This is a genomic window from Micromonospora sp. NPDC049366, from assembly GCF_044466625.1.
Classification (GTDB): Bacteria; Actinomycetota; Actinomycetes; order Mycobacteriales; family Micromonosporaceae; genus Micromonospora.
Window position 1 is genome coordinate 107,076 of sequence record NZ_JBITMV010000009.1, and the last position, 26,656, is coordinate 133,731.

At 72.9% G+C, this 26,656-nt stretch carries 27 protein-coding genes and 1 pseudogene; 14 read left to right on the forward strand and 14 right to left on the reverse strand.

All coding sequences use genetic code 11. The features are described from left to right. Nucleotides 1-34: 34 nt before the first annotated feature. From ACIBTV_RS14985 to ACIBTV_RS14995, 3 genes are all read right to left on the reverse strand, one after another. Nucleotides 35-727, reverse strand: a complete 693-nt coding sequence (locus ACIBTV_RS14985; protein ID WP_396705090.1) for a hypothetical protein — start codon at nt 725-727, stop codon at nt 35-37. A gap of 67 nt (nt 728-794) precedes the next feature. Continuing rightward, nucleotides 795-1,253 (reverse strand): peroxiredoxin, encoded by a 459-nt coding sequence (locus tag ACIBTV_RS14990; RefSeq protein ID WP_396705358.1) that lies wholly within the window; start codon nt 1,251-1,253, stop codon nt 795-797. Nucleotides 1,254-1,308: 55 nt separating this feature from the next. Further along, nucleotides 1,309-2,139, reverse strand: a complete 831-nt coding sequence (locus ACIBTV_RS14995) for a patatin-like phospholipase family protein (RefSeq protein WP_396705092.1) — start codon at nt 2,137-2,139, stop codon at nt 1,309-1,311. Between the two features lie 77 nt (nt 2,140-2,216). Between ACIBTV_RS14995 and ACIBTV_RS15000 the strand changes: the two genes are divergently transcribed. Beyond that, nucleotides 2,217-2,945 carry an SDR family oxidoreductase gene (locus ACIBTV_RS15000; RefSeq protein WP_091588818.1) on the forward strand — a complete coding sequence of 243 codons (729 nt, stop codon included), beginning with the start codon at nt 2,217-2,219 and terminating at the stop codon, nt 2,943-2,945. A gap of 37 nt (nt 2,946-2,982) precedes the next feature. Here the strand turns inward: ACIBTV_RS15000 and ACIBTV_RS15005 are convergent, their stop codons facing one another. The 3 genes from ACIBTV_RS15005 to ACIBTV_RS15015 form a co-directional block, all read right to left on the reverse strand. Further along, nucleotides 2,983-3,108, reverse strand: a complete 126-nt coding sequence (locus ACIBTV_RS15005; RefSeq protein ID WP_396705094.1) for a hypothetical protein — start codon at nt 3,106-3,108, stop codon at nt 2,983-2,985. Continuing rightward, a complete protein-coding gene (locus ACIBTV_RS15010; RefSeq protein WP_396705096.1) occupies nt 3,105-4,523 on the reverse strand; it encodes an OFA family MFS transporter in 1,419 nt (472 codons plus the stop codon). The genes ACIBTV_RS15005 and ACIBTV_RS15010 overlap by 4 nt, the downstream gene beginning before the upstream one ends. A 208-nt stretch (nt 4,524-4,731) precedes the next feature. Continuing rightward, nucleotides 4,732-5,868 (reverse strand): hypothetical protein, encoded by a 1,137-nt coding sequence (locus tag ACIBTV_RS15015; protein ID WP_396705098.1) that lies wholly within the window; start codon nt 5,866-5,868, stop codon nt 4,732-4,734. 183 nt (nt 5,869-6,051) lie between these two features. Here ACIBTV_RS15015 and ACIBTV_RS15020 point away from each other — a divergent pair, with 183 nt between their 5' ends. Together ACIBTV_RS15020 and ACIBTV_RS15025 are read left to right on the forward strand one after the other, a co-directional pair. Beyond that, on the forward strand, nt 6,052-6,687 hold the full coding sequence (locus ACIBTV_RS15020; RefSeq protein WP_396705100.1) for a GNAT family N-acetyltransferase: 636 nt from the start codon (nt 6,052-6,054) through the stop codon (nt 6,685-6,687). Between the two features lie 85 nt (nt 6,688-6,772). Next, nucleotides 6,773-8,368, forward strand: coding sequence for a beta-N-acetylhexosaminidase (locus ACIBTV_RS15025; protein WP_396705102.1), 1,596 nt, complete (start codon nt 6,773-6,775; stop codon nt 8,366-8,368). Nucleotides 8,369-8,430: 62 nt separating this feature from the next. Here the strand turns inward: ACIBTV_RS15025 and ACIBTV_RS15030 are convergent, their stop codons facing one another. Beyond that, nucleotides 8,431-9,300: an SDR family NAD(P)-dependent oxidoreductase gene (locus ACIBTV_RS15030; RefSeq protein ID WP_396705104.1), complete on the reverse strand. Its 870-nt coding sequence runs from the start codon at nt 9,298-9,300 to the stop codon at nt 8,431-8,433. A gap of 59 nt (nt 9,301-9,359) precedes the next feature. Between ACIBTV_RS15030 and ACIBTV_RS15035 the strand changes: the two genes are divergently transcribed. The 6 genes from ACIBTV_RS15035 to ACIBTV_RS15060 all read left to right on the forward strand — a co-directional run bounded on the left by ACIBTV_RS15035 (nt 9,360) and on the right by ACIBTV_RS15060 (nt 15,936). Next, entirely contained in the window at nt 9,360-10,025 is a 666-nt protein-coding gene (locus ACIBTV_RS15035) for a TetR family transcriptional regulator (RefSeq protein WP_396705106.1), read from the forward strand. A 64-nt stretch (nt 10,026-10,089) separates the two neighbouring features. After that, nucleotides 10,090-10,539, forward strand: coding sequence for a helix-turn-helix transcriptional regulator (locus tag ACIBTV_RS15040; protein WP_396705107.1), 450 nt, complete (start codon nt 10,090-10,092; stop codon nt 10,537-10,539). Nucleotides 10,540-10,544: 5 nt separating this feature from the next. After that, the gene (locus tag ACIBTV_RS15045) at nt 10,545-10,955 is read left to right on the forward strand and encodes a VOC family protein (protein ID WP_396705109.1); all 411 of its coding nucleotides are present in this window, start codon (nt 10,545-10,547) and stop codon (nt 10,953-10,955) included. Between the two features lie 41 nt (nt 10,956-10,996). Further along, a complete protein-coding gene (locus ACIBTV_RS15050) occupies nt 10,997-13,384 on the forward strand; it encodes an ATP-binding cassette domain-containing protein (protein ID WP_396705111.1) in 2,388 nt (795 codons plus the stop codon). 61 nt (nt 13,385-13,445) lie between these two features. Further along, the gene (locus ACIBTV_RS15055) at nt 13,446-14,366 is read left to right on the forward strand and encodes a sensor histidine kinase (RefSeq protein WP_396705113.1); all 921 of its coding nucleotides are present in this window, start codon (nt 13,446-13,448) and stop codon (nt 14,364-14,366) included. Between the two features lie 568 nt (nt 14,367-14,934). Next, on the forward strand, nt 14,935-15,936 hold the full coding sequence (locus ACIBTV_RS15060) for a tyrosine-type recombinase/integrase (RefSeq protein ID WP_396705114.1): 1,002 nt from the start codon (nt 14,935-14,937) through the stop codon (nt 15,934-15,936). Between the two features lie 15 nt (nt 15,937-15,951). Here the strand turns inward: ACIBTV_RS15060 and ACIBTV_RS15065 are convergent, their stop codons facing one another. From ACIBTV_RS15065 to ACIBTV_RS15075, 3 genes are all read right to left on the reverse strand, one after another. Continuing rightward, entirely contained in the window at nt 15,952-16,689 is a 738-nt protein-coding gene (locus ACIBTV_RS15065; protein ID WP_396705116.1) for a fasciclin domain-containing protein, read from the reverse strand. Nucleotides 16,690-16,699: 10 nt separating this feature from the next. Beyond that, complete coding sequence (locus ACIBTV_RS15070) at nt 16,700-18,802, reverse strand: M14 family zinc carboxypeptidase (RefSeq protein ID WP_396705118.1); 2,103 nt, start codon at nt 18,800-18,802, stop codon at nt 16,700-16,702. Between the two features lie 148 nt (nt 18,803-18,950). After that, a complete protein-coding gene (locus ACIBTV_RS15075) occupies nt 18,951-19,730 on the reverse strand; it encodes an endonuclease/exonuclease/phosphatase family protein (RefSeq protein ID WP_396705120.1) in 780 nt (259 codons plus the stop codon). Between the two features lie 173 nt (nt 19,731-19,903). On the opposite strand from ACIBTV_RS15075, the gene ACIBTV_RS15080 reads away from it, so the two are divergent. After that, entirely contained in the window at nt 19,904-20,677 is a 774-nt protein-coding gene (locus tag ACIBTV_RS15080) for a sulfite exporter TauE/SafE family protein (protein WP_396705122.1), read from the forward strand. Between the two features lies 1 nt (nt 20,678). Continuing rightward, nucleotides 20,679-21,449: a GNAT family N-acetyltransferase gene (locus ACIBTV_RS15085; protein WP_396705125.1), complete on the forward strand. Its 771-nt coding sequence runs from the start codon at nt 20,679-20,681 to the stop codon at nt 21,447-21,449. Between the two features lie 37 nt (nt 21,450-21,486). Here the strand turns inward: ACIBTV_RS15085 and def are convergent, their stop codons facing one another. Then, a complete protein-coding gene (def, locus tag ACIBTV_RS15090; protein ID WP_396705127.1) occupies nt 21,487-21,996 on the reverse strand; it encodes a peptide deformylase in 510 nt (169 codons plus the stop codon). Nucleotides 21,997-22,006: 10 nt separating this feature from the next. After that, the gene (locus ACIBTV_RS15095; protein ID WP_396705129.1) at nt 22,007-22,795 is read right to left on the reverse strand and encodes a TetR/AcrR family transcriptional regulator; all 789 of its coding nucleotides are present in this window, start codon (nt 22,793-22,795) and stop codon (nt 22,007-22,009) included. Between the two features lie 87 nt (nt 22,796-22,882). On the opposite strand from ACIBTV_RS15095, the pseudogene ACIBTV_RS15100 reads away from it, so the two are divergent. Both ACIBTV_RS15100 and ACIBTV_RS15105 read left to right on the forward strand, forming a co-directional pair. Continuing rightward, nucleotides 22,883-23,400: pseudogene (locus ACIBTV_RS15100) on the forward strand (ATP-binding cassette domain-containing protein). Between the two features lie 71 nt (nt 23,401-23,471). Beyond that, entirely contained in the window at nt 23,472-24,227 is a 756-nt protein-coding gene (locus ACIBTV_RS15105; RefSeq protein ID WP_396705360.1) for an ABC transporter permease, read from the forward strand. Nucleotides 24,228-24,277: 50 nt separating this feature from the next. Here the strand turns inward: ACIBTV_RS15105 and ACIBTV_RS15110 are convergent, their stop codons facing one another. After that, on the reverse strand, nt 24,278-24,766 hold the full coding sequence (locus tag ACIBTV_RS15110) for a MarR family winged helix-turn-helix transcriptional regulator (RefSeq protein ID WP_396705131.1): 489 nt from the start codon (nt 24,764-24,766) through the stop codon (nt 24,278-24,280). Nucleotides 24,767-24,809: 43 nt separating this feature from the next. Here ACIBTV_RS15110 and pip point away from each other — a divergent pair, with 43 nt between their 5' ends. Continuing rightward, nucleotides 24,810-25,757 carry a prolyl aminopeptidase gene (pip, locus tag ACIBTV_RS15115; protein ID WP_396705133.1) on the forward strand — a complete coding sequence of 316 codons (948 nt, stop codon included), beginning with the start codon at nt 24,810-24,812 and terminating at the stop codon, nt 25,755-25,757. A 78-nt stretch (nt 25,758-25,835) separates the two neighbouring features. Here pip and ACIBTV_RS15120 read toward each other — a convergent pair whose 3' ends face one another. Next, a complete protein-coding gene (locus ACIBTV_RS15120) occupies nt 25,836-26,618 on the reverse strand; it encodes an SDR family NAD(P)-dependent oxidoreductase (protein ID WP_396705135.1) in 783 nt (260 codons plus the stop codon). Nucleotides 26,619-26,656: the final 38 nt, after the last annotated feature.

Genomic DNA, 26,656 nt, shown 5'->3' on the forward strand with positions numbered 1-26,656 from the left:
CGCCCGACGACGACCGGGCGGGGCGCGTCACCGGTCAGGGGGTCTCGCGCAGCTCCGCCAGTCGGGCCTCGATCTCGGCCAACTCGGCGCGCAGCTTCTCGGCCTGCTGCTCCGCCTCGGCCCGCTCGGCGGCGAGGATCTGCTCCACGGCCTCCTGCACGCCGGGCACGTCGACCAGCGCCACCATGCGCAGCGCCTCCGCCGGCTTCACCACGTACGGCTTCGCGAGGGCCTTGCTGCCCTGCTGGGCCGCGACCGTCCACTCGCCCTCGGCGTAGGCCAGGGTCACCGTCAACCCGGCCGGGCTCTTCGGCTTCGCGGCCTTCACCGGCCGGCGTGCCGGCTTCGTCTCCGCCTGCTGCTCCACCTGCTGTTCCACCTTCGGCTCCTCCCGACGCGGCGCCGGCACCCGCGGCGTGTCCAACACGAACTCCGGCTCGGCCGGTGCCGGCTCCTCCTCGACCTGCGGCGCCGTCTCCGGCGCCTTGCGGCCGGCGCCGCGCGGCGCGATCGCCACGTCGGCGGGGGAGAAGGGCAGCTCGTCGCGGCCGAACCGCACCACCACGAACTCCTCGGACACCTCCGGGTCGGTCAACTCGACCACCTGCCCGAGCTGCCCCGCCATCTGACCCGCCGCCGCCGTGAACACCACCTTCGGCTTGCGGCCCGCGGCCAACGCCTCTCGGATGCCCTGCACCTCGTCAGTGGACAAACCCTGGCCCGCCATCACGCCCTCTTCCGTACACACGTTTGGATGCCAGCGTTGATACCAGGCGGCTGCGACACGCGGACGATCAACCCCCCAGGGCGCGCAGCGCCGCGTCGGCGTGCTCGTTCATGTTCGTCGCGCTCTGCACCACGGCGATGATGCTCCGGTCGGCGCCGATCACGTACGTCACCCGCCGCGTGCTCAGCGGCCCCAGCGGCAGCCGACGCCGCACCCCGAACGCCGTCGCGACCGTCCCGTCGACGTCCGACAGCAGTGGATAGTCGAACCCGTGCAGCTGGGCGAACTCCGCCTGCCGCGTCACCGGGTCGCGGCTGATGCCCACCCGCTGGGCGCCCACGGCCGCGAACTCCGCGGCCAGGTCCCGGAAGTGACAGCTCTCGGCCGTGCAGCCGCGGGTCATCGCCGCCGGGTAGAAGAACAACACGACGGGCCCCGCCGCCAGCAGCTCCGACAGCCGCCGCACCGTCCCCGTCTGGTCCGGCAGCGCGAAGTCCTCCACCACGTCCCCGACGTCCAGCACCAGGCCACCTCCGCATCGACACCGACGCGCGGAGCCTAGAGCAGTGCGGCGCGGAGGGTCAGCCCCAGACCGCCGCGATGTCGTCGGCGACGGTGGCGGCCTGGTCGCGGCCCGCCCGGGCGGCGGCCGCGCGGCGCGCCGGGTTGAGCACGTTGCGGCCGATCGCCTCACGCGCCGCCGCGTCCGGCGCCACCACCGCGACCCGCGCCCCCTCCGCCCGCAACGCGGCCACCTGCGCGGCCAGCCGTGGCATCGGGCCGAACGCGGCGGCCGTGGGCGCCAGCACCACCACGGCCCGCGCGCCGGCGGCCAGGTCCGCGTTGACCGGCGACCGCATGCCCCCGTCGACGTACCGGCGGTCGCCGATCGTCACCGGCGGCCACACGCCGGGCACCGCGCAGCTGGCCCCGACCGCGTCCACCAACGACACCCCGGAGCCCGCGTCGAAGACGACGAACTCGCCGGAGTGCGCGTCCACCGCCGTGACCAGCAGCCGCCGCGCCGGCCACTCCCGGGCCGGCAACCGTGCCTCGATCACCGCGCGCCGCGACACCTCCGAGGGCGTACGCGCGGCGATCGCCATCGCGCCGATGCGCGCTCGCGCCCGAACCGGGTCCCGGCGGGCGCCGGCCCACACCAGCTTCGCCATCTCGGCGAGCCCGAACCGGGCGGCCACCTCGCCGTGCGGCGGGGCGAGCTGTCCGGCGTACGCCTCTTCGGGGGCCCGGCCGGAGCAGAGCTGCGCGCCCACCATCGACCCGGCGGACGTGCCCACGACGAGGTCCGCCTCGGCCAGCGGCACGCCCCGCTCCGCGAGACCGGCGAGCAGCCCCCACTCCCACGCCACCCCGGTGACCCCACCGCCGCCCAGCACCAACGCCCGCGTCATGTGATCTTCACCTCCGCCTCGGTTCGTGCCGGTCACGGTAGCGTCGCGGCATCGTCTGCGGCAGAGGGAGGGACACGTTGGAACCGGTCACCGTCATCACCGGCGGCAGCCGCGGCATCGGCGCCGCCACCGCCCGCCGGCTCGCCCGGGCCGGCCACCACGTCGCCTTCGGCTACCGGCGGGACCACGACGCCGCCCAGGCGGTCCTCGCCGACATTCACGCCGCCGGTCGCCGCGGCCTCGCCGTGCCGGCCGACACCACCGACGCCGACCAGGTCACCGCGCTGTTCGACGCCGCCGCCGACCTCGGTGACCTCACCGGTTTGGTCAACAACGCCGGCGTCACCAGCCCGATCGGCCCGTTCGTCGACCTGGATGCCGGCGACCTGCGCCGCGTCGTCGACGTCAACCTCATCGGGTACGTCCTCTGCGCCCAGCAGGCGGCCCGCCGGATGAGCGCCGGTGGGGCCATCGTCAACGTGTCGTCCGCCGCCGCCACCCTCGGCAGCCCGGGCGAGTACGTCCACTACGCCGCGGTGAAGGCCGCCACCGACACCCTCACCGTCGGTCTGGCCAAGGAGCTCGCCCCTCGTGGCATCCGGGTCAACGCGGTCGCCCCCGGCATCATCCGCACGGACATCCACGCCGTCTCCGGGGTGCCCGACCGTCCCGACACCGCCGCCGGTCGCATTCCGTTGGGCCGGGCCGGGGAGGCCGACGAGGTGGCGGCCGCGATCGCCTGGCTGCTCACCCCCGACGCCTCCTACACGACCGGCACCGTCCTCCGCGTCTCCGGCGGCCTCTAACCCGACCCCCACCCGCACTCCCCGCGCGGGGAGGGGGTCAACTCGTGAAGAGTTTGGCGGCGGTGATCAGCGTCTGGATCACGCCGTAGCCCAGGAGCGCCGACACCACCAGCCAGGAGATCCACAGGCGGGCCCGCTGCCCGCGCGGTTCGACCTCGTTCATCGCGTACCACTCCTCTGCGCCGTCGTCGCCTCGACCGCGCCGCCGGGATCCGGCGCCGTCCGTTCGTGGAACCGCTCGGGCACCGGACGGACCAGCAGGTTCGCGATGAACCCCACCGCCAGCACCCCGACCATCGTGAACAGCGCCGGCCGGTACGCCGCCGCCGTCAGCGTCCCCGGCTCGCCCTGCGCGTCGAGGAACCCGTTGACGATCAGCGGCCCGGCGATCCCGGCCGCCGACCACGCCGTCAACAGCCGTCCGTGGATGGCGCCGACCTGGAACGTGCCGAACAGGTCCCGCAGGTATGCCGGCACCGTCGCGAAGCCGCCCCCGTAGAAGGAGAGGATCACGCACGCCAGCAGGACGAACAGCGCCGTCGCCGCGTGCCCCACCAGGGCCAGCAGCGCGTACAGCACCATGCCGACACCGAGGTACAGCAGATAGATCGGCTTGCGGCCGATCACGTCCGAGGTGGACGACCACACGAACCGGCCCGCCATGTTGAACAGCGACAGCAGGCCCACGAACCCGCCCGCCGCCGCCACCGACACCGCGGAGGTGCCGTTGTCGCGGAAGAAGTCCTGGATCATGGGGCTCGCCTGTTCCAGGATCCCGATGCCGGCGGTGACGTTGCAGAACAGCACCACCCACAGCAGCCAGAACGAGCGGGTCCTGACCGCGTTCGCCGCCGACACGTTCGCCGACGTCACCAACGGCTTCTCCGCCACCAGCGCCGGGTCGAAGCCCGCCGGCCGCCAGTGCGGCGCCGGCACGCGTACGTTGAACACGCCGAACATCATGATCAGGAAGTAGCCGACGCCCAGCGTCACGAACAGCCACACCAGCGCGCCGCCGGATGCCGTGGAGCCGGCGTTCGCCGGGTCGTAACCGGAGTCGTAGAGCGACAAGAGTTGGCGGGACAGGGGAGAGGCCACCATGGCGCCGCCCCCGAACCCCATGATGGCCAGCCCGGTGGCCAGACCCGGCCGGTCCGGGAACCACTTGATCAACGTGGACACGGGAGAGATGTAGCCGATGCCCAGCCCGATGCCGCCCAGCAGGCCATAGCCCAGGTAGAGCAGCCACAGCTGTCGGGTCGCGATGCCCAGCGCACCGACCAGGAACCCGGCCGCCCAGAAGGACGCGGAGACGAACATCGCCTTGCGTGGTCCGTTCGCCTCCACCCACGTGCCGGCGACGGCGGCGGAGAGCCCGAGCATCACGATCGCGATACTGAAGATCACGCCGATCGCGGTCTGACTCGTGTCGAAGTGAGCGATGAGCGAGTTCTTGTACACGCTCGTCGCGTAGACCTGCCCGATGCAGAGATGGATCGCCAACGCCGCCGGGGGAATCAGCCAACGGCTGTACCCCGGCGGCGCGACGGTGTGCCGACGATCGAGTGCGGAAAGCATGCCGGTGCTTCCTCTCCGGTGAGGATGGGAACTCCTCCTCACTTCATGCCCCCGCCACCGGGCCACGGGAAACCGTATACAAACCTGCTCGTCGCCGGACGGTCGCTGCGGTGAGCCGAACGGTCGGCCCTCGCCCGGGACCGTCCCGGTCGACCGCGCGCCCGGGATCCGTCGATCGCCGTCCGGGTCGACCCGCGTCGGGCGTCGGTCACGCCGTGCCGGTCACCTCCGCGCCGTCGTCGGACACCACGTCGCCGACGCCGCTGAGCAGTTCCAGCCGGGGGATGAGCCGCAGCGCGATGCGGGCCCGACCCGGACCGGTGACGTTGCGTGGGCCGTACTTCGCGTCGAACAACGCCAGCACCCGCATCCGTTCCTCGTCCCCGTCCACCCGCGCCAGTCGGAACGACGTGCCCGCCCATCCGTTCACGGGCAACGGCCGGGACAGCCGCACCTCCAGCGGGCCGGTGCCGTGGTCGGTCAACTGGTCCACCATCGGCGAGCCGTCGATGCACCACTCGTCGCCCTCGGCGACGAAGTGCACCTCACACGAGCGCAGCACCGTCGGCCCGCGGCTGACCGTCAACGGCAGGCACACGTACTCGTCGAGGTGCCGGGTGCTGGGGTGGCGCCACAACTCGTCGAAGCGGCTCTCCACGAAGTCACCGAGCGGACTGGCGATGAACACCTCGAGGTGTGGTGACGCCGACGCCCGCGCCCCGATGGGGAAGAACGAGATGAGGGCCTTGTCGTCCCAGCGGAACATGTGGATCGACGGCGACGCGTCGTAGATGCGTACGTGGAACCGCGCCCGCAGCGCCTTGTCGAGTGACGTGGCGAACTCGTTGAGCCGCCGCAGGTTGTCCACCAGCACCCTGCGGACGTCGATCGGCCGGATCTCCTCGGCCCGCTGGGAGGCGGCGGCCGAGTCGGGGTCGAGCAGCAGCACCCGGACGACCACCCCGTTGCCCAGCGCGGTGCGCAGCGCGTTCAGGAATCGTTCCCGGCCACCGCCCTCGAGCAGGTGACTGCCGGTGTCCATGATCGCCACCATGCTGGTCGCGCCGGCCACGTGCGCGCTGAACTCCTCGTCGTCCAGGCGTGGATGCTCCTCCACCCGGGACCGTCGCAGCTCCTCGAAGAGCGGGTCGAAGATCGCGTACGTGAGCGCGACGATGACGACGCTGGCGCCGATGTTGAGCAGCACGTCCCGGTTGTAGCCGTCCTCGGACCGACCCCAGGCGAGCAGTGCCACGGAGAGCACCACCAGGGCGGCGGAGCCGGCGGTCCGGCGCAGGCGCCAGCGCAGACGGCGACGGAGAACCCCCGCGATCCGTTTGCCCACGCGACCTCCCCCTGGCGCAGGTGAGATCGATGATCGCCCATCACGAGGACCGGCGCAACGTCGGGTGGCCCTCTCGTCACCGGCGAAACGCGGCCCGGTACCGCCGTTCTCCGGCGCCGGCCCGCACCCGCGACGACCGGGCCAGCCGCTCCGAAGCACCACGAGCCCCCGATAATCGGTCGCATGCCCAGTCTCGTCGCCCCCGCCCTCGCCCCCGGCGCTCTGGCCCGGCTGACCCAACCGGAGCTCGGCGGCGACCGCGTACGTCTGCGCCCCTGGCGGCCCGACGACGGCCCGGCGGTGGCCGCCGCCTACGCCGACCCGGCCATCCGCCGCTGGCACTGCCGCTCGATGACCGACGACGAGGCCCGCGACTGGATCGACGCCTGGCCGCGACGGTGGCACGGCGAGACCGGGGCCGGGTGGGCGGTCGTCGACGCCGACGACCCGGGTGGTGTCCTGGGCCAGATCAGCCTGCGCCGCCTCGACCTGGCCGAGGGTCTGGCCGAGGTGTCGTACTGGGTGCTGCCCGCCGCCCGGGGTCGGCGCGTCGCCCCGAGCGCGTTGGCGGCGCTGGCCGGCTGGTCCTTCACCGTCCTGGGCCTGCACCGGGTGGAGCTGGCCCACTCCACCGCCAACCCGGCCTCCTGCCGGGTGGCCGAGCGCGCCGGGTTCGCCGCCGAGGGCACCAAGCGCGCCGAGGCGCTGCACACCGACGGCTGGCACGACATGCACCTGCACGCCCGCCTCGCCACCGATGCGCCGTGTCGGCCGGTCGAGGTGGTGGCCGAGCGGGTGAGGTCGACCCCGACACGATAAGGAAGGTTTACAGTCCGGGCCCGGCGCGGGTAGCGTGCGGAAACCGATCGACCGCCACCGATCAGGTCGAGGTCTGGAGGTCCTCATGCGTCGCCGCCACATCCTGACGCGGCTGCTGGCCACAGCCGCACTCGGACTGCCGATCATCCTGCCCGCGGCCCCGGCCGCCGCCACGCCCGCCGCCCCGCAACGGCAGCTGAGCGACGTCATCCCCGCGCCCGTCGAGACCAGCCCCGACAGCCGGGGCACGTTCACCCTCCGCCCGCACACCGTCATCCGCACCGCACCCGGCTCGGCCGCCGCCTGGCGGGTCGGTCGGCAACTCGCGCAGACGCTGCGCCCCGCGACCGGCTACCCGCTGCCGGTCCTGCCGGTCCGTTCGACGCCGCTGCCCGAGATCGCCCTGCTCATCGGCGGCGCGGACGCGCGCGTCGGCGCCGAGGGCTACCAGCTCGACGTCACCCGCCAGCGGGTGACGATCCGGGCCAGGACCGAGGCCGGCCTGTTCGCCGGCGTCCAGACGCTGCGCCAACTGCTGCCCGCGACGATCGAGGCCCCGACCCGCCAGCGCACCACCTGGACGGTGCCCGGCGGTCGGATCGTCGATCATCCACGGTTCGCGTACCGGGGCGCGATGCTCGACCTCGCCCGGCACTTCCACACCGTCGACGAGATCAACGCGTACGTCGACCTGCTCAGCCAGTACAAAATCAACTACCTGCACCTGCACCTGACCGACGACCAGGGCTGGCGCATCCAGATCGACTCCTGGCCGCGGCTGACCACGGTCGGCGGCGGCCCGGGCACCGGCGTCGACGGCGTCGGCCCCGGCTTCCTCACGAAGGCCGACTACCGGGCCGTGGTCGCGTACGCCGCCGCCCGCCACATCACGATCGTCCCGGAGATCGACATGCCGGGGCACACCAACGCCGCCCAGTCGACGTACGCCGAGCTCAACTGCGACGGTGTCGCCCCCGCGCCGCGCACCGACATCGCGGTGGGCTACAGCTCCCTGTGCATCGACGACGAGCTCACCTACCGGTTCGTGGAGGACGTCATCCGCGAGCTCGCCGCGATCACCCCGGGGCCGTTCCTGCACGTCGGCGGGGACGAGGCGCACGCCACCACCGACGAGGAGTACCGCACGTTCATGCAGCGGGTGCTGCCGCTGGTCGCCAAGTACGGCAAGCGCGCCTACGGCTGGAACGAGGTCATGCAGGTCGACCCGCCCACCGATGTGGTGGCCCAGTTCTGGGGCACCGGCACCAGCAACGCCGACCTGGCCGAGGCCGCCGCGCGGGGCAACAAGGTGGTCATGTCGCCGGCGAACAAGGCGTACCTCGACATGAAGTACGACCGGGCCACGCCGCTGGGCCTGTCGTGGGCCGCCTACATCGAGGTCCGCGACGCGTACGACTGGGACCCGGCGACCCGGGTCGCCGGCGTCGGTGAGCAGTCGGTCCTGGGCGTCGAGGCGCCGCTGTGGTCGGAGACGCTGCGCTCGATCGAGGACATCGAGTTCATGGCGTTCCCGCGCCTGCCCGCGATCGCCGAGCTGGGCTGGTCGAGCCGGGCCAGCCACGACTGGGAGTCGTTCCGGGCGAGGCTGGGGGAGCAGGCACCCCGCTGGCGCCTGCGGGACGTCAACTTCTACCCGTCACCGCAGGTCGACTGGTCCTGAGCGCGGGTCGACGGCGCGTCCACGTCGCCGCGGGTCACCCCGGCCCGCGGCGACGCCCGCGTTCAGCCGGCCGTCGCGGGTCGCTCCGGCGGCAGGTCCACCGGGTACGGCTGTTCGAAGTCGGCGGAGCGGCTGACCTGCTCCCACGTGCTGGCCTCGTCGATCTGCCGGCGCGAGTAGTCCAGGGCCATCTGCGCCGCGAGCGCCCCGATGGGCAGGTGCGACGGCAGGTCACGACGGTCCATCATGCGGACCAGGATCTCGGCGGCGCGCTTCGGGTCGCCGGCGGTGAGCATCGGGTTGGGCTGCCGGCGCAGGCCGACGGTGTTCTCGTACTCCGGCGGAATGTCGTGCACCTGCATCGAGGAGCCCGCCCAGTCGGTGGCGAAGCCGCTGGGCTCCACGACGAGGGTGCGGATGCCGAACGGCGCCGTCTCGGCCGCGAGCACCCGGGTGAAGCCGTCGACGGCGAACTTCGCCGCCTGGTACGAGCCCAGGCCGGGGCTACCGCCGACCCGGCCGCCGAGGGACGAGAACTGGATGATCGTGCCGCCGCCCTGTTCCCGCAGCACCGGCACCGCCGCCCGCGAGACGTGGTAGACGCCCCAGAAGTTCGTCTCGAACTGGCGCCGGAAGTCCTCCTCGGTGCCGCTCTCGATCGGCGCGAGGTTCGCGTACCCGGCGTTGTTGACGATCACGTCGAGCCGACCGAAACGCTGCACCGCCGTGCGGATGGCGGCCTCGACGGCGGCCGCCTGGGTGACGTCGAGGGCCACCGGCAGGACGCGCTCGCCGTACTGCTCGACGAGGTCGGAGAGCTGCTCGGGCGTACGCGCGGTGGCGACGACCTGGTCGCCGGCCTCCAGCGCGGCGGTCGTGAGGGCTCGGCCGAAGCCGCGGGACGAGCCGGTGATGAACCATGTCTTGACCATGCGTCTAGCAAAACACGGTTTCGTTAATACCGCAACGGAGTTGTGTTAATGTGGGTGTGATGTCCACGACCCCGAAGCAACGCGCCCGCAGCGACGAGGCCAAGCAGCTCCGCGAACGCGCGATCCTCGACGCCGCGCGGGCCCTCGGCACCCGCCGCAGCGTCCGCGAGGTCACCCTCACCGACATCGCGGCGGCCGTCGGCATGCACAAATCCGCCATGCTGCGCTACTTCGAGACCCGTGAGCAGATCTTCCTGACCCTCACCGCCGAAGGCTGGCAGGAGTGGTCCACCGGCGTGCGCGCGTCCCTCGACACCCTCGACCCGGCCACCCCCGAGACCGTCGCGGCCGCCGTCGCCCAGTCGCTGACCGACCGGCCCTTCTTCTGCGACCTGCTCTCCCAGGCCCCGCTCAACCTCGAACGCAACGTGTCGCTCGACGCCGCCCGCCGCTTCAAGACGAGCGTCCTGGGCGTGGGCGACACGATCGTCCGCGACCTGCGCCGCCTGCTGCACCTCACCGACCGGCAGGCCGTCGACGTGGTCGCCACCGCCACCGGCATGGCCGGCGCGCTCTGGCAGATGGCCGCGCCCGGCACCCCACTGCGCACCCTCTACGAGACCCACCCCGAGCTCGCCCACGCCGCCGTCGACGTCGGCCCCCAGCTCACCCGCATCCTGACCGCCCTGCTGACCGGCCTGCGCGCCGCCGCCGACACTGCCTGACCTGCCACGCCCACGAGGCCGCGTTCGTGGGCAACTGTCGGCCCCCTGTGGCACCATCCAGCACGTGAGCAGCAGACCCGCCGATGAGCAGCGGCTACGCGACCTCGCCCGGCTGCGCCGCGTCCGCGACCGGATCGACCGGGACTACGCGAAACCCCTCGACGTCGAAGCGCTCGCCCGCGGCGCCAACATGTCCGCCGGGCACCTCAGCCGCCAGTTCCGCCAGGCCTACGGCGAGTCGCCCTACTCCTACCTCATGACCCGCCGCATCGAACGGGCCATGGCCCTGCTGCGCCGGGGCGACCTGAGCGTCACCGAGGTCTGCTTCGCGGTCGGCTGCTCCTCCCTGGGCACCTTCAGCACCCGCTTCACCGAACTGGTCGGCGTCCCGCCCAGCGCCTACCGCGCCCGCCACGCGCCCGCCACCCCGGAGATGCCCACCTGCCTGACCAAACAGGTCACCAGACCGATCAGGAATCGAGAAGCGCCCGGCCCGCAGCCGCAACTAGCGTGACCGCCATGACCATCAGCATCCACTACGCCTTCCTCCCGCACACCGACGCCGAGGCCGCCCTCGCCTTCTACCGCGACACCCTCGGTTTCGAGGTCCGCAACGACGTCGGCTACGACGGCATGCGCTGGCTGACCGTCGGCCCGCCCAACCAGCCCGGCACCTCCATCGTGTTGCACCCGCCGGCGGTCGACCCCGGCATCACCGACGACGAACGCCGCACCATCCTCGAACTCATCGCCAAGGGCAGCTACGGCGCCGTCACCCTCGCCAGCGACGACCTCGACGCCCTCTTCGAGCGCCTCGAGGCCAGCGGCGCCGACGTCGTCCAGGAGCCCACCGAGCAGCCGTACGGTGTTCGCGACTGCGCCTTCCGTGATCCGACCGGCAACCTGATCCGCATCAACGAACTGCGCTGACCCGACCCCCACCACCACCGGACGCTGGAGACACGACACGCATGGCCACGAGGACGCACACCCCGCCGCCCCCGCCGCGCGCGGCTGACGATCACGACATGATCCGCGTGCAGGGCGCCCGAGAGAACAACCTCAAGGACGTCAGCGTCGAGATCCCGAAACGCCGACTCACCGTGTTCACCGGTGTCTCCGGCTCCGGCAAGAGCTCCCTGGTCTTCGGCACCATCGCCGCCGAGTCGCAGCGGCTGATCAACGAGACCTACAGCGCCTTCGTGCAGGGCTTCATGCCGACCCTCGCCCGTCCCGAGGTCGACCTCCTCGACGGTCTGACCACCGCGATCATCGTCGACCAGGAGCGGATGGGCGCCAACCCCCGCTCCACGGTCGGCACCGCCACCGACGCCAACGCCATGCTGCGGATCCTCTTCAGCCGACTCGGCCAGCCGCACATCGGCTCGCCCAACGCCTACTCCTTCAACGTCCCCTCCGTGAAGGCCAGCGGCGCGATCACCGTCGAACGTGGCGCCGGCAAGACGAAGACCGAGAAGGCCACCTTCACCCGGCTCGGCGGCATGTGCCCCCGCTGCGAGGGCATGGGCTCGGTCAACGACATCGACCTCACCCAGCTCTACGACGACACCAAATCCCTCAGCGAGGGCGCCATCACCATCCCCGGCTACAGCATGGAGGGCTGGTACGGGCGCATCTTCCGCGGCTGCGGCTACTTCGACCCCGACAAGCCCATCCGCAAGTACACCAAGAAGGAGCTGCACGACCTCCTGCACCGCGAGGCGACCAAGATCAAGGTTGAGGGCATCAACCTCACCTACCTCGGCCTGATCCCCCAGATCCAGAAGTCCTTCCTCGCCAAGGACGTTGACGCGCTCCAGCCGCACATCCGCGCCTTCGTCGAACGGGCGGTCACCTTCACCACCTGCCCCGAATGCGACGGCACCCGCCTCAGCGCGGAAGCCCGCTCCTCCACGATCAACGGCAAGAGCATCGCCGACGTCTGCGCCATGCAGATCACCGACCTCGCCGACTGGATCCGTGACCTCGACGAGCCCTCCGTCGCCCCCCTGCTCGCCGGCCTGCAACACCTGCTCGACTCGTTCGCGCAGATCGGCCTGGGCTACCTCTCCCTCGACCGACCCGCCGGCACCCTGTCCGGGGGAGAGGCCCAACGCACCAAGATGATCCGTCACCTCGGCTCGTCGCTGACCGACGTCACCTACGTCTTCGACGAACCGACCATCGGCCTGCACCCGCACGACATCGAACGCATGAACGAGCTGCTGCTGCGCCTGCGGGACAAGGGCAACACCGTCCTCGTCGTCGAACACAAACCCGAGACCATCGCCATCGCCGACCACGTCGTCGACCTCGGCCCCGGCGCCGGCTCCGGCGGCGGCACCGTCTGCTACAAAGGCCCCGTCGACGGCCTGCGCGCCAGCGACACCATCACCGGCCGGCACCTCGACGACCGGGCGACCCTCAAGGACACCGTCCGGCAGCCCACCGGCACGCTCCAGGTCCGCGGCGCCTCGACCCACAACCTCCGCGACGTCGACGTGGACATCCCCCTCGGCGTGCTCTGCGTCGTCACCGGCGTCGCCGGCTCCGGCAAGAGCTCCCTGATCCACGGCTCCGTCGCCGGACGCGACGGCGTGGTCGTCATCGACCAGAGCGCGATCCGCGGCTCCCGGCGCAGCAACCCGGCCACCTACACCGGCCTGCTCGACCCGATCCGCAAGGCCTTCGCCAAGGCCAACGGCGTCAAACCCGCCCTGTTCAGCTCCAACTCCGAAGGAGCCTGCCCCACCTGCAACGGCGCCGGCGTCATCTACACCGACCTGGGCGTCATGGCCACCGTCGAGTCCACCTGCGAGGACTGCGAAGGCAAGCGCTTCCAGGCCGCCGTCCTGGAATACACCCTCGGCGGCCGCGACATCGCCGAGGTGCTGGCGATGTCCGTGACCGAGGCCGAGGAGTTCTTCGGCACCGGCGACGCGCGCACCCCGGCCGCACACGCCATCCTCGGCCGGCTCGCCGACGTCGGCCTCGGCTACCTCACCCTCGGCCAGCCCCTGACCACCCTGTCCGGAGGCGAGCGGCAACGCCTCAAGCTCGCCACCCAGATGGCCGAGAAGGGCGGCGTCTACGTCCTCGACGAGCCGACGACCGGCCTTCACCTCGCCGACGTCGCGCAACTGCTCGGCCTGCTCGACCGGCTCGTCGACGCCGGCAAGTCCGTCATCGTCATCGAACACCACCAGGCCGTCATGGCCCACGCCGACTGGATCATCGACCTCGGGCCCGGCGCCGGCCACGACGGCGGACGCGTCGTCTTCCAGGGCACGCCCGCCGACCTCGTCGCCGCCCGCTCCACCCTCACCGGCGAACACCTGGCGACGTACGTCGGCGCCTGACAGCGGCATCCGCACGGCCGGACCTTCTGCCGTCCGGCCGTCGGCGGCTACGCTTCGACGCATGCCCAACTGGCGATCGCAAAGCCAGACGGCGAACACCATCCTGGTGCTCGTGGTCGGCCTGGTCGCGGTCGTCGGCCTGCTGGTGCAGTCGCGCGGCATCGACACCGCCGCCGAAGGGGCCGCCCTGCTGGCCGTACTGGCCTCCACCGCCGCGCTGCACCTGCGCCGCCGACACCCGACAGCCGTCGGCCTGGTGGCACTGGCCGCGGTCAGCGCGTACGGGGCGCTCCTGCACCGACCCGGTCCGATCATGCTCGTCTTCGTCGTCGCGCTCTACACCGTCGTCGACGAGGGACACCTCGCGGTCGCCATCGGCCTCGGTGTCGCCTCCGTCGCCACGTTCGCCGCCGCGGACAGCTACCACCGCACCGCGGACACCGGCAACGGGGCCACCCTGCTGCACGCCGGCTGGCTCGTCGCCGTCATCGCCGGCGTGACCCGCAACCGCCGGGCCTACCTCGCCGAGGCGCAGGCCCGGGTGCTCGCCGCCGAGCAGGGCAAGGAAGAAGAAGCCCGACGCCGGGCCACCGAGGAGCGTCTGCGCATCGCCCGCGAACTGCACGACACCCTCGGCCACCACCTCTCACTGATCAACGTCCAGGCCAGCGCCGCGCTGCACCGCCCCGACCCCGCCCGAGCCGAGCAGGCCCTCGCCGCCATCAAACAGACGAGCAAGGAGACACTGCGGGAACTGCGCGCGACCCTGGGCATCCTCCGCCAGGACGACCAGACACCGCCGACCCCCACGCCCGGCCTGAACCACCTCGACGACCTCGTCACCACCGCCGGCCGGTCCGGGCTGACGATCCGCACAGAGCTGGCCGAGACCCGCCCGCTGCCACCGCAGGTCGACCTGGCCGCGTACCGGATCGTCCAGGAAGCACTCACCAACGTGACACCGGCGCGGGTGTCCTGCTGAGACACGCGAGATGCGTGACGGAACACAAGGGCCACTTCCGGGCTGGTCAGCGCCCTCTCGGGCAGATTCGATAATGTACATTATGTCAAGTAGATCGGATCGAGGCCTCCCCGAGAGGGGGCCAGTGCCGCCAGTCCGAGCCCGCCGCATGGCAGGAACGCGGTCCCCGATCACGGATGCCCCGGGGGCCTGAGCGCACGGACCTCGCCTTTCGCCTGCACCGGCGATCACGACTGGATGACGTGAGCAGGCAGGGTCCCGAGCGAGCGCCACGACGATCGCGGCGAGAACGATGCGGCGAGGTCGACCCGGCGGAATGCCCCATTTCTGGGGCAGCTCGACAGCGCCCAGGTCGCAGCCCGGCTCGACGCGTCGCCCGACGCCCGTCTGACCCCAACCCGGCTACTCGACGGGCGCCCCCGGTTCGGCGCAGCCCCAGGACGTCGCCCCGGCGTGGATCCCGTCACTGGGCTGACCTGTAGTCGATCAGAGGTCCGGTGCCAGCACCGCTCTCCCCCGCGCTTCATCGATCTTGGCCGGGACGTGAAAATCATGCATAATGTCCCTTATGCATGACAAAAAGGGCGAATCGGTGAGTCATCTGATCGAGGAGTTCCTGACCGCCCGGGCCACCCGCAAGCCCTCCCCCCACACCCTGGCCGCGTACCGGCGGGATCTGCGGACCATCGCGGCCCTGGCCGGCGAGTCCCTCACCCCTCCCCTCCCCCTCGACGACCTGACCGTCCCGGCGCTGTCCCCCCGCGTCATGCGGGCGGCGTTCGCCCGGTTCGCCGCGCCACGGGCGGTGGCGTCCGTCCACCGTGCCTGGTCCACCTGGAACAGCTTCTTCACGTTCCTCGTCGCCGAGGGGGTCGTACCGGGAAACCCGATGCCGGCGGTGGGGCGGCCCCGCACGCCGCTCCCCCAGCCCAAGCCGTTGCGCGGCGAGGACACCCCGGAGGAGCTGCTGGCGGCCGTCGCCCGCGAGGACGGCCGGCAGCGGGACCCGTGGCCGCAGCGCGACCTGGCGGTGCTCGCGTTGGCGCTCTGCGCGGGGCTGCGGCTGTCCGAGCTGCTGGCGCTGCGGGTCGGCTCGATCGCCGGTCGGGAGGGCGAACGGCGGGTGGATGTGGCCGGCAAGGGTGGGCGTCCACGGGCGGTGCCGATCGAGGTGGGTCTGGAGCGGGTGTTGGCCGAGTACCTGGAGAGTCGGCGGCGTCGGTTCGGGGCGCGCCACGTACGGCCGGACTCGCCGCTGCTGGTGGACCGGCAAGGTGAGCCACTGCGCCGGGGTGGGCTGCAGTACCTGGTGGAGTCCTGTTACCGGCGGGCGGGCATCGGTGACCGGGTGCCGCGTGGGGCGCGGCTGCACGCGTTGCGGCACACGTTCGCGACGCGGTTGGCCGAGGACGGGGCGAGCGCGGCGGAGATCATGCGGTTGCTGGGGCACGCGTCGTTGGCGTCGTCGCAGACGTACATCGAGGTGACGGCCGGGCAGCAGCGCGACGCGGTGCGGGCCAACCGCACCAACCGGGCGCTCGCCGCGTTGGTGCCCGGCGGCGAGCGGTGACGCCCGGCGGGTGCGTCAGTGGGCGCGGTGTCCGGTGCCGTCGGCGGTCTTGGGCAGTGGGCCGAGCACGGCGTTGACGAGGTGGATGCGGGCGCCGGCGGCTTGGTAGTCGGCGCAGACCGCGTCGGCCCTGTCGCCGAATCGGGTGGTGGGGCCGCTGCGGGTGACGGTGAGGGTGGTGCCGTCGAGGGTGGTGGCGGTGAGGGTGGTGCCGTCGAGGGTGGTGGCGGTGCCGGCGGCGGTGAGCTGGTCGAGGCTGCGGGTGCCGGCGATCAGGTGGGCCTTGAGAAGGGTGCGCAGCTTGTCGTGGTCCCGGGTCATCAGGGTGTCCCAGGTGTCGTCGTTGAACCAGGCGGCGAAGGCGTCGTCGGTGGGGGCGAGCAGGGTGAGTCCGTCCTGGTGGGGCTCGGTGAGCAGGCCGCTGGTGCGCAGGGCGGCCTCGAAGGTGGTGAGGGTGGGGATCCACTGGAGGGCCTTGTCGACGGGTTGCCCGGCGAGGTCGGTGGGGTTGCCGGGTTCGCTGCCGGTGGGCAGGGCGTCGCAGAGGGGGCCGGAGACGGCGACCGGGGTGCTGCTCGCGTCGTCGTGGTGCTCGGCGGTGGTGCAGGCGGTGGCGGTGAGCAGCAGGGTCGCGGCGGCGAGGCTGGCGAGGCGGCGGCGGGTGCGCGGGTACGACACGGCGGTCTCCACGGGTCGGGTGGGTGGTGCCGGCCGGGTGAGCTGGTGCGCTCGCCCGGCCGGCACCGTCGTCACCGGGTGGGTGTCACAGGGTGGCGCACTGGCCGGCGCGGGGGCCGGTTCCGGTGTTGCCGATGGTGAGGTTGCTCGGTGCGGGGGTGTTGCCGGTGCAGGAGATCGGGCCGGTGACCGTGTTGCCGACGAGCAGTGGCTCGGTGGCGGTGTGGTTTCCGGCGAGGTCGACGGGGCCGGTGACCTTGACGTCGATCAGGGAGATGGCGTCGGTGGTGCCGGTCAGGCGGACCGGGCCGGTGACGGTGCCGTTGGCGAGCAGGACGCCGGCGGCGCCGGTGGCGTTGATCGGGCCGGTGACGGTGGTGCCGGTGGCGACGAGTGCGGCGCCGGTCCGGACGGTGACGGGGCCGGTGATGGTGGCGTCGGCGGCGCAGGTGAAGCCGGTGACGGTGAGCGGGCCGGTGCGCCGGCCGGTGAGGGTCGGGTAGATCCGTTCGCCGTCGACGAGCTTCTCCACGCCCAGCCCGTCGAGCAGCAGCGGGATGAGGCCGCGCTCGGGCTGGTTGAGGGGGACGTAGTAGCTGTCGCCGACCTTGACGACCTGCCAGCCGTGGGCGGCGATGCGCTCGGCGACGGTGGCGCCGTTGCCGCCGGGGCCGTCGGTGCGGGCGCCGTGGTACTGCTCCTCGGTGAGCCGGTAGGCGCAGGGGGCGTTGTCGAGGATGAGGTTGGCCGGCGGTGCGTCGATCGGCGGCGGGCTGTCGCCGGGGTGCGGCGCCGGGTGGGCGGGGATGGGTCGGGAGCCGCGGAAGACGAGGCGTCCGGTGTTGGCGGCCTGCCACTTGATGGCTTCGGTGCGGGCCTTGGTGATGGCGGGCAGGTTGGCCCGGTGGTAGTCGAGGAAGTGCTGGAAGGTCCAGAGGGCGGAGAAGGTCTTGCGGCGGCGGTTGTTGGCCGTGTTGCCTTCGTCGGGTCGGGTCTGCCCGCCGGAGCTGCGCAGCTCGAGCAGGGAGTTGACGACGTTCTTCAGGCCGAGGGTGTTGCGGAGGATGGTCTCCTCGCTGAGGCCGACGCTGCCGCCGCCTTCGCAGCCGTAGGGGCAGGCCCACCAGCCGTCCTTGGCGCCCTCGCTGTACATGTGGCCTTCGATCATGTCCATGGACTCGTCGAAGATGGGCTGCGGGACGTTCTGGTGTCGCGGCGGGAGCATGGGCAGGTCGCCGGCGCGGGAGTTGCCGTACTCGTGGCCGTCGTAGCCGGCGATGGGCCGGTACTGGCGGAGCATGTTGACGTACGCGGCGGTCTCCGGCTGGCGGATGAGCGAGTAGTCGCGGTTGAGGTCCTGGCCGGTGGAGTTGCCGCGGGTGTTGGCGGCGCGGCCGTCACCGTTGATCGTGGGGACGATCAGGACGGTGGTGTGGCTCAGCAGGTCGATGGTGCGGGCGTCGGTGGCGAAGGCGAGTTGCCGGGCCATGATGAGGCAGGCTTCGCGGTCGCCGGGTTCGTTGCCGTGGACGTTGCAGTTGACGGCGATCGGTGAGGTGGCGGCTACGGCGGCCGGGGTGGCCGGCGGGGTGGGGTAGCCGATGACGAACATGTTGATCGGTCGGTTCAGCACCGTCCGGCCGATCTCCACGACGCGTACGCGGTCGCTGAGTGCGTCGATCGCGGCGGTGTACGCGTATTCCTCGGTGTCGCTGGTGTATTGGGCGGCGCGGGTGGTCTCCCACTGGGTGCGCAGCTGCTGGCCGGGGATGGTGGGGTCGCCCCAGGGGGCGGTGGTGGTGCCGGTGACGGGCTCGGAGTAGGGCTGTTCGGTGGTGCCGGTGCGGGCGCGTACCCGCCAGCTGAACCGGTCGCCGGGGTTGAAGCCTGCGTCGGCGAAGGTGGGTGCTTCCTGGCTGATCTGTCGGTTGGGTCGCCAGATGCCGACGACGGTGGGGGTGCCGGTGGGGGCGCCGTTGGCGTCGACGGGGGTGCGTTCGATCTGGTAGTCGGTGGCGCCGTCGACGGGTTGCCAGGCGAGGGTGGCGTAGCCGTCGCCCTGGCGCACGGTGAGGTCGGTGACCTGGTTGGGTGCGGTCGGGTCGGCGTTGGCCGGCCCGGCGAGGGTGGTGAGGGCGAGGGTGAACAGTGTGGACAGTGCGACGAGGGTGGTGCGGGGGCGTCTCATGTGGCCTCCGTGAGGGCTGTTGACCTTGACGCGATGGGGACCAGCATGATCGTCGTGATTGCCCGACGCAACGATCTTGAGGGAATCTTGCGCTGACTCTCCGTAAGGGGTGTTCTCCCCCGCTGCCGCTGACCGGCGCGTGTGCTGCTCAGCCGAGGTCGACGAGCAGGGGGCGGTGGTCGGAGATGGTGGACAGCGGGGTGGCGACGGCGGTGACCGGGGGCAGTTGGGCGACGGCGGCGCGGTCGGCGAGGATGTGGTCGAGCTGCACGCGAGGTTCCCCGGCCGGGTAGGTGTGGCGGCGGCCCAGCGGCCGCCAGCCGGAGACCAGGCGGGCGACGCCGGCGGGCAGGTTGAGGTCGCCGAGCAGGACGCGGGGGGCCGGCAGGGCGCGCAGGGCGCGGACGACCTGGCGCAGCTGGCGGATGTTCCACCCGGGCACGAACGACAGGTGGGTGGCGGCGACGGTGAGCGGTCCGTGCGGGGTGTCGAGGACGGCGGCGAGCACGACGCGCGGTTCGTCGCGGAGCAGGATCAGTCCGCCGCGGGGGCCGGGGACGACGACCGGTGAGCGGACGGGTGCGCCCTTGAGGCGGGTGACCCGCCAGGTGCGTACGGGGTGGCGGCTGATCAGGCCGACGCCGTAGCAGGGTTCGCCGTGGCCGTCGTCGTCGTGGGTGAGGGGGCGGAAGCCCTCGCCGGGGGTGCCGACGACGGCGGCGGCGAAGCGGTGGTGTGGTGCGCCGAGGGCTCGGGCGGCGATGGCGGTGAGGTCGAGTTTGCCGCTGCGGCTCTGGTCCCGGTCGACCTCCTGCAGGGCGAGCACGTCGGCGTCGAGTGCGCTGACGGCGGCGGCGAGGCGGTCGGCGTCGACGAGCCCGTCGGTCAGGGACCGTCCGTGCAGCAGGTTGAAGGTGGCCAGGCGCACTCCTGCACCCTACGACGCCGTGGCAGTCTTGCCGGGTGCTCAGGGCGTTGCTGTGTTCGATGCTGGTGTTCGTGGCGGTGGGTGCGGTGGGGGTGTGGCTGCGCCGGCGTCGCGGGTGAGGCTGGCCACAGGGGTCGGCGTCGGCCCTGGTCGGGTGGGCAGAATTGCCGGCCGTGGACCCCGTATCGCTGACCACCCTCCTCGCCGCGGCCGCCATGGCCGGCTGGGTCGACGCCGTGGTGGGCGGCGGCGGGCTGCTGTTGCTGCCGGCGTTGCTCGTCGCCGCGCCGGGGATGCCGGTGCCCAGCGCGCTGGGCACGAACAAGCTGGCCGCGATCGCGGGCACCGCGACGGCGGCGGTCACGTTCGCGCGCCGCACCAAGATTGACTGGGGTGTGGCGGGGCCGGCGGCCGGGTTCGCGGTGGTGTCCGCGGGGGTGGGTGCGGTGCTGGCCGGGGCGGTGCCGGGGGCGGCGTACCGGCCGGTGGTGCTGGTGGTGCTGCTGGCGGTGGCGTTGTTCGTGCTGCTGCGTCCCCGGTTGGGTGTGGTGGCGCTGCCGCAGCGGCGTACGCCGGCGCGGGTGGCCGCCGCGGTCGCGGTGGCCGGGGTCGGTATCGCCCTGTACGACGGGTTGATCGGTCCGGGCACGGGCACGTTCCTGGTGTTGGCGTTCACGGCGCTGGTGGGCGCGGACTTCGTGCACGGGTCGGCGATGGCGAAGGTGGTCAACGCGGGCACGAACCTGGGTGCCCTGGTGGTGTTCGGGGTGACCGGGCACGTGTGGTGGCTGCTCGGGGCGGCGATGGCGGTGTGCAACATCGCCGGGGCGGTGCTGGGCGCGCGGATGGCGTTGCGCCGGGGTGCCGGGTTCGTGCGGGTGGTGCTGCTGGTGGTGGTGGTGGCGCTGATCGCGAAGCTGGGCTACGACCAGTGGCTGGCCGGCTGAGGTGCCGGTACGCGCCGAACACGACCGGGCGGTGCTGGCCGGGCTGCTGTCGCGGGACCCGGTGCGGCACGTCTACCAGTTGGGCGACCTGGACGACTTCTTCTGGCCGTACACGTCGTGGTTCCGGCGAGACGACCAGGTGGCGTTGCTCTACCACGGGGTGGATCCGCCGACGTTGCTGGCGTTCGCCGCGCCGCCGCGGGTGACGGAGCTGGCGGCGCTGCTGACGGAGCTGGCGCCGGTGTTGCCGCCGCGCCTGTATGCGCACCTGTCCCCCGGCCTGGAGGCGGCGTTGTCGCCGCGGTTCCGGCTCGACGGCGCGGGCGCGCACCTGAAGATGGCGTTGACCGATGCGGACGCGTTGGCCCGCGTGGCGCCGCTCGGGCAGCCGCTGGGCGCGGTGGACCTGCCGCAGTTGCGGGAGCTGTACGCGCGGGCGTATCCGGGTAACTGGTTCGATCCGCGGATGCTGGAGACCGGCCACTATCTGGGGGTCCGCGAGGGTGGGGTGCTGGTGGCGGTGGCCGGGGTGCACGTGTGGTCGCCGGTCTACCGGGTGGCCGCCCTGGGCAATGTCACGACGGATCCGGTGGCGCGGGGTCGGGGGTTGGCGGCGGGTGTGGTGGCGGCGTTGTGCCGGCGGCTGCGCGCCAGCGTCGACCATGTGACGTTGAACGTGCGCGCGGACAACGGGCCGGCGGTGCGGTTGTACACGCGGCTGGGTTTCACGCCGGTGGCCGAGTACGGCGAGTTCCGCCTGACCGCCCGCTAGGCGGTCGGGCGGACCCGGTCGGGCGGCCCGCCGCGCGTCAGGCGCGGCGGGTGGGTGAGTCGAACCGGCCGGCGCGGATCTCCCGCAGTGCCCGTCGGCGGGTCTCGCCGCGCAGGGTGTCGACGTAGAGGCGGCCGGCCAGGTGGTCGGTCTCGTGCTGCAACGCCCGGGCGAGGAACCCGCTGCCGGAGATGGTCAGCGGCTCGCCGTGCTGGTCGAAGCCGTGCGCGGTGGCGTGCAGCGCGCGGGGCGTCGGGAAGTACAGGCCGGGGATGGACAGGCAGCCCTCGTCGTCGTCCTGGAGCTCCTCGGACAGCTCCAGGGTCGGGTTGATCAGGTGGCCGCGGTGCCCGTCGGCGTCGTAGACGAACACCTGGGCGTCGACGCCGATCTGCGGGGCGGCGACGCCGGCGCGGCCGGGCGCGCCGTGCAGGGTGTCCATCAGGTCGGTGACCAGGGCGCGTAGGTCGGCGTCGAAGCTGGTCACCGGCGCGCACGAGGTGCGCAGCACGGGGTCCCCGATGATCCGGATGGGGCGCATCGTCATGTCGGTCAGGTTATCGGTCGCTGCCGGTGGTGTTCGCGCCCGGTCGGTGGCGGACGAGGACCTCGATGCCGTCGAGGATGCGGGCGAGGCCGAACTCGAAGGCGCGGGCCGGGTCGGCGGCGGCCTGGTACTCCTCGCCGGCGGTGGCGCCGACGCGGGTGGCGAGGGGGAACCGGCGTGGGTCCATCGCCTTCTCCAGGTAGGGGGCGTGCGCTCGCCACCACTGCTCCTCGGTCATCCCGGTGCGTTCGGCGGCCTGCGCCGTCTCCACCGCGCCGCGTACGGTGCCGTGGACGAACCCGCCGACGAGGGTGATCACGGCGTCCATCTCCAGGTCGGTCAGGCCGATGCCGTCGACGGCGCGCAGGTCGCGTTCGTAGCGGGCGATGAGGTTGGGGCCCAGCGGCGGGCGGGTCGTGGCGACCTGCAGCAGCCAGGGGTGGCGTAGGTAGAGCGCCCAGTTGTCGCGGGCGACGGCTTCGAGCCGGGCGCGCCAGCCGTCGGCGGGCGGCGCGGGGTCGGTGGTCTCGCCGTAGACGGTGTCGAGCATCAGGTCGAGCAGTTCGCCTTTGCCGGGGACGTGCGTGTACAGCGACATGGTGCCCACGCCGAGGCGTTCGGCGACGCGGCGCATGGACAGGGCGGCGAGGCCGTCGGTGTCGGCGACCTCGATGGCGGCGCGGACGATCCGGTCCACGGTGAGGTCGGTGCGGCCGCGGCGGGTGGCGGGTTCGCGGGTGCGCCAGAGCAGGGCGAGGCTGCGTGCGGGGTCGCCGGTGCCGCTGTACTCGGTGGTCACCTCCGGGACTCTACCGACGCCTTTACCGTACGGTGTACGGTGCGCCGTGCGGTGGACGGACCGCGCGGCGAGAGACGATGAGGCGCGATGACGACCGGAACAGCGACGACCGAGGCCGAAGGGCTGCGCAAGCGCTACGGCGACACGACCGCCCTGGCGGGGCTGGACCTCACGGTGGCGGCGGGCACGGTGTGCGGGCTGCTCGGCCCGAACGGGGCGGGCAAGACCACCGCCGTGCGGATCCTCACCACCCTGCCGCGGCCCGACGGGGCGTCGTCGACACCGGCCGGGTCGTCGCCGCCGGCACCCCCGCCCAACTCAAGGACGACCTCGGCGGCGACCGCCTCGACGTGCTGCTGCACCACGCCGACGACCTGGCCGGGGCCGCCGCCGTGATCCACGCGGCGACCGGCGTCGACTGCGCGGTCGATCCGGCCGCGCTACGGGTCAGCGCGCCGGTCGTCGAGCGGGTCACCACCCTGACCGCCGTGCTGCGTGCGCTGCAGGAGGCCCGGCTCGACGTCGCCGACGTGGCCGTGCGCCGGCCCACCCTCGACGAGGTGTTCCTGCGCCTGACCGCGACGCGTGAGGAGGTGGCGGCGTGAGTGTCGCGGCCGTGGGCGCGCGCCGGCTGCGGTGGGCGGTCACCGACGCCCTCGTGCTGACCGGCCGGGCGATGACCCACTGGACCCGCCGGCCGGCCGAGCTGCTCATCGGGCTGCTCTTCCCGGTGCTGCTGGTGCTGATGTTCGGCTACCTGTTCGGCGGTGCGATGGCGGTGCCGGGTGGCGGCGACTACCGGGAGTTCCTGCTGCCCGGCATGTTCGGTCTCACGATGGCGTTCGGCCTGGAGGCCACCTACACGGCCGTGGCCACCGACACCGCGCGCGGTGTCACCGACCGGTTCCGGTCCCTGCCGATGGCCCGCTCGGCGGTGGTCGCCGGTCGGGCCGGCGCCGACCTGCTCTACTCCACCGCAGGGCTGGCCGTCATCCTGGCCTGCGGGCGGCTGGTCGGTTGGCAGTGGGCGCAACGGGCCGGCGGCGGCCGCCGCGGCGGTCGGGCTGCTCCTGCTGCTGCGGTTCGCGTTGATCTGGGTGGGCATCCACCTGGCCCTGGTGCTGCGCCGCCCCGAGTCGGTGCTGGTGCTGCAGATCCTCGTCTGGCCGGTCGGATTCACCTCCAACGCGTTCGTGGCCCCGGAGACGATGCCGGGCTGGCTCGCCGCCGTCGCCCAGCGGAACCCGCTGTCGGCCACCGTGGCCGCCTGCCGGGAGCTGTTCGGCAACCCGGGTTGGGGCGGCGACTCCTTCGCCGCGCAGCACGCCCTCGCGCTCGCGGTGGCGTGGCCGGCGCTGCTGATCGCGGTCTTCCTGCCCCTGTCGGTGCGCCGCTACCGGCGGCTCAGCCGCTGACCCGGCTCAGCCGCTGACCCGCGGCCGGTGACGTGGCGTGCGAGCGCGTCACCGGCCGCCGCGCGGGTCACGCCGGCGGTGCGGGTAGCCCGGCGTCGGCGATGCGCCGGCGCAGGGGCCGTCGGCGTACGGCGGCGAGCACGGCGTGCAGCACGTCGGCCAGGGGCGCCGGCAGCTCGTCGTCGAGCTGGCGCATGGCGGCGCTGGTGGCCGCCCACTCCGCCTCCACCAGGGGCAGCAGCTCACGGGCGCGGGCGCTCAGGTGCACCAGGCGCTGCCGGGCGTCGGCGCCCGGGGTGAGCTCCACCAGCCCGGCCCGGGCCATCTGCGCCACCGTCTGGCTGGCCGCCGAGTGGGTGACCCCGACGCGGCGGGCCAGGTCGCGGATCGGCAGCGGCCCGTCGGCGAGCAGCACCCGCAGCGGCGGCGAGAACCGAGGCCGGTAGTCGGCGACGCCCTGCTCGGTGTAGACGGCGGCCACGTCGCCGTCGAGCACGTCGAGGACGTGCCGCAGCAGCGTCCCCAGGGCCTCCCCGTCGGGCACGGCGTCCGTCACTTCGCTAATGTAACAGCGCTGTTGTATCTGAGGGAGGACGGCCATGTACCCACCCGGCGAGCCGTACGCGCACGGCCTGCTCGACGTCGGCGACGGTCAGCGCGTGTACTGGGAGACCTGCGGCAACCCCGACGGCAAGCCGGCGGTGGTGCTGCACGGCGGCCCCGGCTCGGGCGCCACACCCGGTTGGCGGCGCTACTTCGACCCGGCCCGTTACCGGATCGTCCTGGTCGACCAGCGCGGCTGCGGCCGCAGCCTCCCCCACGCCGCCGACCCGGGCGTCGACCTGGCCACCAACACCACCGCCCACCTGGTCGGCGACCTCGAACGGTTGCGCGCGCACCTCGACGTCGACCGGTGGCTGGTGCTCGGCGCGTCCTGGGGCTCCACCCTCGGTCTCGCGTACGCGCAGGCCCACCCGGAGCGGGTCAGCGAGCTGGTGCTGTTCAGCGTGGTCACCACCAGCCGCCGGGAGGTCGAGTGGATCACCCGCGAGATGGGGCGGATCTTCCCCGCCGAGTGGGCGCGGTTCCTCGACGCCGTGCCACCTGCCGACCGGGACGGGAACCTGGCCGCCGCGTACGCCCGGCTGCTCGCCGACCCCGACCCGGCCGTGCGGGAACGCGCGGCCCGCGAGTGGTGCCTCTGGGACGACACCCACGTCCGCACCGTCCCCGGCTGGCGGCCCGACCCCCGCTTCGCCGACCCGGACTTCCGGATGCTCTCGGCCCGGCTGGTCACCCACTACTGGAGCAACGCCGCCTTCCTGCCCGACGGGCAGCTGCTGCGCGACGCACCCCGGCTCGCCGGCGTCCCGGGCGTCCTGCTGCACGGCCGGCTCGACGTCAGCAGCCCGCTGGACGTGGCGTGGCAGCTGGCGCAGGCCTGGCCCGACGCCCGCCTGGAGGTGGTCGAGGCCGCCGGGCACGGCGCCGGACACGGGATCGGCGAGCGGGTCGTCGCCGCGCTGGACGACTTCGCCGCCCGCTGACCCGCCGACGCCCGATCGACGTCCCCGCCGCCGGCCCCACGGCCGTGGGGCCCTCCCGGCCGGGGCCGGGGCTCCCGCTCAGGCGCCGGCGCCGCCGTCGACCGGCACGATCGCGCCGGTCACCATCGACGCCCGATCGCTGAGCAGCCACGCGGCGACCTCGGCGACCTCGCGGGGCGAGGCCATCCGGCCGAGCGGGATGCTCGCGGTGATGCGCTCGACCACCCCCGGCGACGCCGCCTCCCACTTGTCGATCATCTCCGTCGCGGTGCCGCCGGGCGTGATGCCGTTGACCCGGATCCCCTGCCGTCCCCAGGTGACCGCGGCGGTCTCGGTGATGCTGTTGAGCGCCCGCTTCATCGCCCCGTACGCGGGCAGCTCCGGGTTCGCGCGGCGGCTGCCGATGCTCGACGTGTTGACGATCGCCCCGCCGCCGGTGCGGCGCATGAGCGCCGCTTCGCACCTCATCGCGGTCCAGTGCCCGCGGAAGTTCACCGCGAACTGCTCATCGACGTCCTCGTCGCTGGTCGTGTCGAGCGGGCCGGGCTGCTGGATCGCCGCGCCGTTGTTGAACGCGCCGTCGAGCCGGCCGTGCAACGCCTCCACGTGGTCGACCGCCGCGCGGATGCTCGCCCGGTCGGCGAGGTCCACCGCCACGGCGTCCGCGACGCCGCCGAGCGCGCGGATCTCGGCGACGATCCCCTGCAGGGCGTCGGCGCCGCGTGCGGCGAGCACGACCGCCGCGCCCTCGCGTGCGAACAGCCGGGCGGCGGCCGCCCCGATGCCGCGGCTGGCGCCGGTGATGAACACGACCTTGCCGGCGAGCAGGCCGACGGGTGTGATGTCGCTGTCGTTGGTCATGACACCACCTTCGGCCGACCTCGCGACCGGAGGCAGGC